General features: G+C 55.4%; 5 protein-coding genes and 1 pseudogene. 5 read left to right on the forward strand and 1 reads right to left on the reverse strand.

Annotated features, from left to right (window positions below):
* Positions 1 to 431: 431 nt before the first annotated feature.
* The gene (locus tag Q1W15_RS14545) at positions 432 to 1,964 is read right to left on the reverse strand and encodes an IclR family transcriptional regulator C-terminal domain-containing protein (RefSeq protein ID WP_300729711.1); all 1,533 of its coding nucleotides are present in this window, start codon (positions 1,962 to 1,964) and stop codon (positions 432 to 434) included.
* Between the two features lie 170 nt (positions 1,965 to 2,134).
* Between Q1W15_RS14545 and Q1W15_RS14550 the strand changes: the two genes are divergently transcribed.
* The 5 genes and pseudogenes from Q1W15_RS14550 (at position 2,135) to Q1W15_RS14570 (ending at position 6,930) form a co-directional block, all read left to right on the forward strand.
* Positions 2,135 to 3,484 carry an MFS transporter gene (locus Q1W15_RS14550; protein ID WP_300729712.1) on the forward strand — a complete coding sequence of 450 codons (1,350 nt, stop codon included), beginning with the start codon at positions 2,135 to 2,137 and terminating at the stop codon, positions 3,482 to 3,484.
* Between the two features lie 10 nt (positions 3,485 to 3,494).
* A complete protein-coding gene (locus tag Q1W15_RS14555) occupies positions 3,495 to 4,469 on the forward strand; it encodes a hydroxyacid dehydrogenase (RefSeq protein ID WP_300729714.1) in 975 nt (324 codons plus the stop codon).
* Positions 4,470 to 4,502: 33 nt separating this feature from the next.
* Complete coding sequence (locus Q1W15_RS14560) at positions 4,503 to 5,177, forward strand: RraA family protein (protein ID WP_300729715.1); 675 nt, start codon at positions 4,503 to 4,505, stop codon at positions 5,175 to 5,177.
* 373 nt (positions 5,178 to 5,550) lie between these two features.
* Positions 5,551 to 5,703 (forward strand): annotated as a pseudogene (locus tag Q1W15_RS14565) (integrase); the annotation flags it as partial.
* A 64-nt stretch (positions 5,704 to 5,767) separates the two neighbouring features.
* A protein-coding gene (locus Q1W15_RS14570) for an IS3 family transposase (RefSeq protein ID WP_087148787.1) occupies positions 5,768 to 6,930 on the forward strand; the annotation gives its coding sequence in 2 pieces (ribosomal slippage) (positions 5,768 to 6,023 and positions 6,023 to 6,930; 1,164 coding nt in all).
* The last annotated feature ends 9 nt before the right edge of the window (positions 6,931 to 6,939 follow it).

Consider the following 6,939-nt stretch of genomic DNA (forward strand, 5'->3'; position numbering starts at 1 on the left):
GGCGGCAATATCGAGTTCCGTGCTGGTGAATTCGATCACGTAACTGAACGGCTGACTCAGGCACTCCTCGCCCTGAAAGGCCAGCACCTCCAGCGGCACATCGACATTGCGCACGTCGAGTTTATGGCGGCTGTGGTCGAAAAAAGGGGTGAGCGTGGGCATCGGCTACATCCTGGCGTAAACACTTCAGCGGGCCGGTGGAGCGTGGAGAGATACGCTCCCTACAGGACGCTTAAAGTTTCATGCCAAGGGGGTAAAAGGATGTAGGGGCTTTCCTATTGTTTGGAAAGACTTGAGGGGATTTATCAAAAGCCGGTTGAATCGCGTTAAAAGGCCTCATCAAACCCGAGGCCGGTACGCGTGCTAATGTGTTCGATAACCGTTGCGCGGCGTTCAACCGAACGCACCGTCCGTGTCATTTTTGGGCGGTGTCATTCACGCGCTTTAATACCTAAAGACAGCAGACGTTCTATATGGGCAGTCGCCTCACGCATAAGTGCCGAGAGTGTCGGCAGGTCCCGCTCATTCTTACGGTACTGAGGAATGGTGGCCGAGATGGAGCCCCTAACTTTTCCATCTACAAAAAAAGGCACGGCCAAACCAAAAGCCCCCAATACACGTTCACCCTCACCCGTCGCCCACCCTCTTTCCTGAATGGCTTTAAGTTCTTCTGTTAACAACTTTCGCGACGTGATAGTTGCTTCAGTTATTCTTTCAAGTTTCAACGTGTCGACCCGCCTCGAGTCGAGGTAAGCCAATACAGCCTTACCGGCAGCACCCGCGTACAGAGGCACATCGACATTGACCTGAAGCTTGTACTGGATAGGCCTCCACCCCTGTATTACTTCAAGAAACTCGGCTTTCTCAGTGGTTTCATCATAGGAAAGAAGCGCTATCGTCTCACCGGTTTCCTGGACTAACGAAGATAAAATCTTGCGAGTTATATCCGCAAGGTTCCGATCAGCAGAGTTAATCTTTGCCGCCCATTGGTACAGCCTCGGGCCTGGATATAACGTTGTTCCCACCAGGCTGACCAATTCAGCTTGAACAGCAGACTCGATCAGTCGTTTGGCGGTCGCTGCATTGCACAAGAGCAGGTCGTGCAAAGCAACCGAATTTCTTACACCCTGCGTAAACACGCAGGCGAGCAGCAAGAGTTTCTCAAAGCGGCTCACGGTCGATTTAGGTTCTTGTGCCAACGCGCTGGACACAACCTGAAGCCCATCAATACTTCCCGACTCTATTTCAGCCCTTATCTCTGCAAGGACTCGTTTTACACCCGCATCCAAAGATTGATGTTCTTTAGAGCGTGACTGCCCCACGGAGTGAACCGAGACGGACACGATTAGATCATTGGCGATGTTTTCTACAGCGATTGATAACGCACCAGGAAATTCCGATTCGCAATAAAAACCGTGGGCTTCGTCAATGGCTAAACCGGGGTTCGTATCATTCACCTGGCGTGGTACAGAACTTGGGAACTTTGAAAATTGACGCCCGATATCACCAAATGTAAGCGGGTAGATCACACCCAACTCAGGCCTGAATGTAAGTGTTGAATTGGCTTCACTGCACGCGGCAATAAAATAGCCCCTGCTGCGCGGGCAGTAGACAGAAACAAGAGCCGTGCACTTCGACGCCTTAGCGAGTTCACGTAGCGATTCCCCCCTGCGCCCCAGAAGCACACTTGAATCACTGAGTGTTTTGGTCAGCACGTCGAGCCTGGGCCCTATGCCGTACTTGCCAACGCCAACCTCACTCGCCAGGCCGATTTCAACCAGAGAGACCAGAATACGATTGACGGTGCTCCGGCTCTCGGAAAGCTCTGCTGCAAGCTCTCGAACACCCCAAGGCTCGCCGCCGGTACGGCTCACAAGCGCGTCAACCACCTGAATCAGCCTGGTATGACTGGACGCGGGTGAAGCCATGGGGGAAGCGTTGATAGAGCGGTCAGATTGGGGCATCAGGCATCAGATCGAGGGGGCGGGCCTGCATTCTGAGGTCTAACGCTGCTCTACGGCAAATCACACCTCGCTGTTGACAACAGCCTCGGCGTTCTAGAATCTAGATAAAACAAGAACAGGACACTGTCCCATTTTTTGAATTGGTCAGCGTCCGATTACCTGGGGTACCCATGAATAACAATCATCCTATGGCCGAGCCTGCCGTGCTGCCCGCTGAAGAGGCGGAGCAAACAAGAAAGGCCAAGAAAGCAACCAGGGCCGCCGTATTCGGCACGTTTGTCGAGTATTACGATTTCAGTGTCTATGGGTATGTTGCTGCCACCCTGGCACTGGTTTTCTTCCCGTCGGACGACCCGACAACAGGCTTGCTGAACACTTTCCTTGTGTTCGGGTCTGCGTTCCTGGTCCGCCCGCTTGGCGCAATTGCCTTCGGCTGGCTCGGTGACAAAGTGGGAAGACGGTTCAGCCTGATCGCCAGCATCACCCTCATGGGGGCTGCGGCCACGCTGATTGGCCTGCTGCCGGGCTATGCGCAGATCGGCGTTTGGGCTCCCATACTTCTGGTCGTATTGCGTATGTTGCAGGGCTTCTCCGCCGGCGGGGAAATCGGGGGGGCTGCCAGCTACATTCGCGAGTGGGCACCTCCCACGCGCCGCGCGCTGTACATTTCCTTCCTCCCCTCCATTGCACAATTCGGCAAAGGGCTGGCGGCGGCCATTGCGGGGCTTGCTGCGGCGAGCCTCACGGATCCGGACATGCTTTCCTGGGGCTGGCGCATCCCGTTCCTGCTGGCGCTGCCACTGGGGATCCTCGGCCTTTACATGCGACTGAGCATTGAGGACAGCCCTGAGTTTGCGTCGAAGAAAAACGATGCCGAAGTGAAGCAAGGCCAGCCCTTCGCAGAGCTGATTCGCGACTACCGAAAGCCTTTGATCAAAGTGATCATGATCGCGATGGTGCAGAACATCGGCACCTATATCGGTACCGTCTTTATCGCGGCGTACTTCAGCTCCATTCTCGGGTACTCAAAAGGCGAAGCCTCCACCATCGTTCTCATTGCCGTGATCCTGGCCGCATTTTTGATCCCGCTCGCCGGCCAACTGGGCTCTTATCGCGGCGGTAAATCCATCCTGCGTTACTCCTACGTGGCCTACGCCATTGTGTCGATCCCCTCCTTCATGCTGATGCAGCAGGGTTCAGTCAATCTGGCAATGGCCGGGCTGGCATTGGGCATGATTCCGTATGCACTCTGCCAGGCAGGCACTTACTCGGTGATGCCTGAATTCTTCCCGATGCACATCCGCCACACCGGCGTCGCCTTTGGCCACAGCGTGGGCGCAGTGATCGGCGGAGGTTCCGGCCCATTCCTGGCCACTTGGCTGATCGGTGCCACCGGAAATCAGTCCACCCCCGCATTCATCTTGTGCGCATCAGGTCTGCTGGGGCTGATCGTCATTTCGACCGTTCGTAAAAACACGCCAATAGCGGGCGATGACGCCAACACCCACCAATTTTCATAAAGGGACGATCATGCCTTTGATTTATGTAACAAGCCCGATTCATCCCGATGTCATAAAAGCGCTTTGCTCGATCGGCGAGGTTCGACTCGGCTATGGCGACGACGCGGTGTCCTATGCAGACATTCAACACCAGGTCGATGCCGTGTTTCTGCGCGGCGGCCATATGTGTGCCGCGATGATCGCAGCCTCCCCGAAGCTGCGGATCGTAGCCCGGCACGGCGCGGGTTATGACAACGTTGACCATAAAGCGGCAGCCGAGCGGGGTGTTTGGGTCACAAACACCCCAGGGGCAAACAGACGAAGTGTTGTGGAACATGTATTTGCGTTGCTGCTGGGCATTAGCCGCAAGATTCAACTCGCAACGGATCAGACCCGAAACAACATATGGGCCGCTGACCGGCTGTCCCTGACGGGCATCGAGCTCGAGGGACGCACCTTGGGCCTGATTGGATTTGGCGACATTGGTCGGCACGTTGCGCCAGTTGCTGAAGCTTTCGGCATGAAGGTGCTGGCAACAGACCCCGCTTATGATTCGAGCGTCGACAAACGCTTGGTAGACCTCGATACCTTGTTGGCCCAAGCGGACGTCATCAGCCTGCATGTGCCTCTGCAGCCAAGCACTGAACACCTGATTGGCAGTGCTGAGATCGCGAAGATGAAAACGGGTGCCATCTTGATCAACACCAGCCGTGGGGGGGTAATAGATGAAGCAGCGGTTGCCGACGCACTGCGCAGCGGCAAACTGGCTGGCGCGGGTGTCGATGTACTGGCTGCAGAAAACATCGACATGCTTGACCCGTTCAGTCGCAACACCTTTGCGATTGCCGACCTGCCCAACCTGCTTGTCACACCTCACGTTGCCGGGCAAACCAATGAATCGTTACTGCGCGTTGGGATGAGCGCCGTCGAGGCCATTGACGCAGTCTTGCGCGGTGAAGCGCCCCTTCACCCCGTTAACAGCCCCGTCTCCAAATCGTTCAACTGACAACGCGCCTAACGGACTCACACCGAGGTCATCATGTTTATCAATGTTTCTGCTGAAAGCATCACCGTAAGCGACGATTGGGAACGCGCGTCCCTTAAACAAATTGAAGAGATCGCGCATTACCCGGTTGCACTCATCGGTGATGTCTTGCAACGCCTGGGAATGATGGCTTCCGCGATCCACCATGTTGCGGGCAAAGCATCGTTCTACGGAACCGTACTGCCGATCCAGACGTGGGAAGGTGACAACCTCGCCATCCACAGGGCGCTGGATGATGCCAAACCCGGTGACGTGCTGGTCATCAACGGCAACGGTGAAACCAACCGTGCGGTCTTTGGTGACCTGCTGGGTGAGGTCTGCCTCGCCCGACAAGTCGCGGCAGTGGTGATCGACGGCGCGGTTCGCGACATTGAAGAGTTGAGTGTCATGGAACTGCCGACTTACGCACGCGCCGTAAACCCGGCCGGCCCGTCCAAATACGGCCCTGGCCAGGTGGGTGCGCCGGTGGCATGCGGCAATGTGGTGTGCAACCCCGGCGATGCCATTTTGGGGGATAGGGACGGAATTATTGTGATCAGCCGTCACCTGGTTCCGTCGCTCGCCGAGAAGCTTAAGGTCCAGGTCGGGATCGAAAACACGTTCAGAGAGAAAGTACGCGCGAGCATCCGCCAAGCGCCATCGGCGAGTACAAAGAAGGAAATGTTTTAACTGATGCGACCCACGGCCCCGACGACGTGATAGGCGCAAGGAACACGCGTGTGAACGTGCCCATCACGATATGACGGCTATCAAAAAGCCCAGCCAGTATTGAACTGTGCTGGGCTTTTTGTTGCCTGCAGCCTGGCTGTCGCCCCGCCCTGCCCCTGGGCCACGACGAAGAAACGAAAAACGCTACAAAACTTGAATTATATGGTGTCCCAGGCGGGGTTCGAACCTGCAACCTTCCCCCTAGGATGGTCAATTTAGACCCAATGGGTACAGCGAAAAGTCCAGTATTATTGGGCCTTTTAGTCCAATTGAGTCCGTAAACATCGAGCGGTATAGTACTTTTTGCTGCCACCCTGCTGTCACGGTCGAATCCTTGAAAACCAAAATCACTCAAAAGCTAATTGGCAGCCTAGCCGCCGAGGCGAAAGCTTACCGCGTGCATGACACTGGGCAACCCGGTTTCTTCATCCGTGTCCTGCCCAGCGGTCACAAGTCCTACATGGTCACTTGGGGCCGAAACAAGAACTGTAGTGGTCTAATGAAACCGGACACCCATTTAGGCGAGAATGCTCGCCATATCGAGGTGTCAGATGACCAAGCAACGTCGTGTCTTTTCCGCTGAATTCAAACGCGAGGCTGCTGACCTCGTACTCAAACAAAATTACAGCTGCATCGAAGCCAGTCGTTCACTCGGCATTGGCGAGTCGGCCCTGCGCCGTTGGGTCAGTCAGCTTCTGCAGGAACGCACAGGCGTCACCCCGCAGAGCAAGGCGCTCACCCCAGAGCAGCAAAAGATCCAGGAACTGGAAGCCCGAATCGCCCGTCTTGAACGAGAGAAATCGATATTAAAAAAGGCTACCGCGCTCTTGATGTCGGAAGATCTCGAGCGTTCGCACTGATCCATCAGCTAAGCGCCCATGAACCTGTTGACTGCTTGTGCGAGGTGTTCGAAATCACCCGTTCGACTTACTACGCCCATCACCTCAGGCGGCGTTCTCCGGGCGTTGAGAGAATTCGATTACGCAGTCGAGTCAACGAACTGTTCACCCAGAGCCGAAACGCTGCTGGCAGCCGAAGTATCGTGTCGATGATGCAGGATGATGGCGAGCAGATCGGGCGTTTCAAGGTGCGAGGCTTGATGCGGGAACTGGGGTTGATCAGCAAGCAGCCTGGCTCGCATGCCTACAAAAAAGCAACGGTCGAGCGGCCTGACATTCCAAATACACTGAATCGTAAATTCGATGTTCCCGAGCCAAACAAGGTTTGGTGCGGTGACATCACCTACATCTGGGCGCAAGGGAAATGGCACTACCTGGCCGTGGTTATGGATCTCTATGCTCGTCGGATAGTGGGCTGGGCGTTATCAGGAAACCCGGATGCTGACTTGGTCACCAAAGCACTGGATATGGCCTATGAGCAACGCGGGAAGCCTCAAGGGCTGCTGTTTCATTCGGATCAGGGATCGCAATATGGAAGTCGCCACTTCCGTCAGCGTCTGTGGCGGTACCGCATCAGCCAGAGCATGAGTCGCCGGGGCAATTGCTACGACAACTCGCCGATGGAGCGAGTATTTCGCAGCTTGAAAACCGAGTGGATACCTTCAGTGGGTTATATGTCGGTTCAGCAGGCACAACGAGACATCAGTCATTATTTGATGCATCGCTACAACTGGATACGGCCTCATCAATTTAATGGCGGGCTAACGCCGGCTCAGGCCGAGAAAAAACTTAACGTCGTGTCCGGGATTAGTTGACCACTACAT

The sequence above is a fragment of the Pseudomonas sp. genome (assembly GCF_030150285.1).
In the GTDB taxonomy this organism is placed as follows: Bacteria; Pseudomonadota; Gammaproteobacteria; order Pseudomonadales; family Pseudomonadaceae; genus Aquipseudomonas.

What these genes read in the sequence shown, in the direction of transcription:
- Q1W15_RS14550 (WP_300729712.1), top strand. Translation starts at nt 2,135, where the DNA reads ATGAATAACAATCATCCTATGGCCGAGCCTGCCGTGCTGCCCGCTGAA.
- Q1W15_RS14560 (WP_300729715.1), top strand. Translation starts at nt 4,503, where the DNA reads ATGTTTATCAATGTTTCTGCTGAAAGCATCACCGTAAGCGACGATTGG.
- Q1W15_RS14555 (WP_300729714.1), top strand. Translation starts at nt 3,495, where the DNA reads ATGCCTTTGATTTATGTAACAAGCCCGATTCATCCCGATGTCATAAAA.
- Q1W15_RS14545 (WP_300729711.1), bottom strand. Translation starts at nt 1,964, where the DNA reads ATGCCCCAATCTGACCGCTCTATCAACGCTTCCCCCATGGCTTCACCC.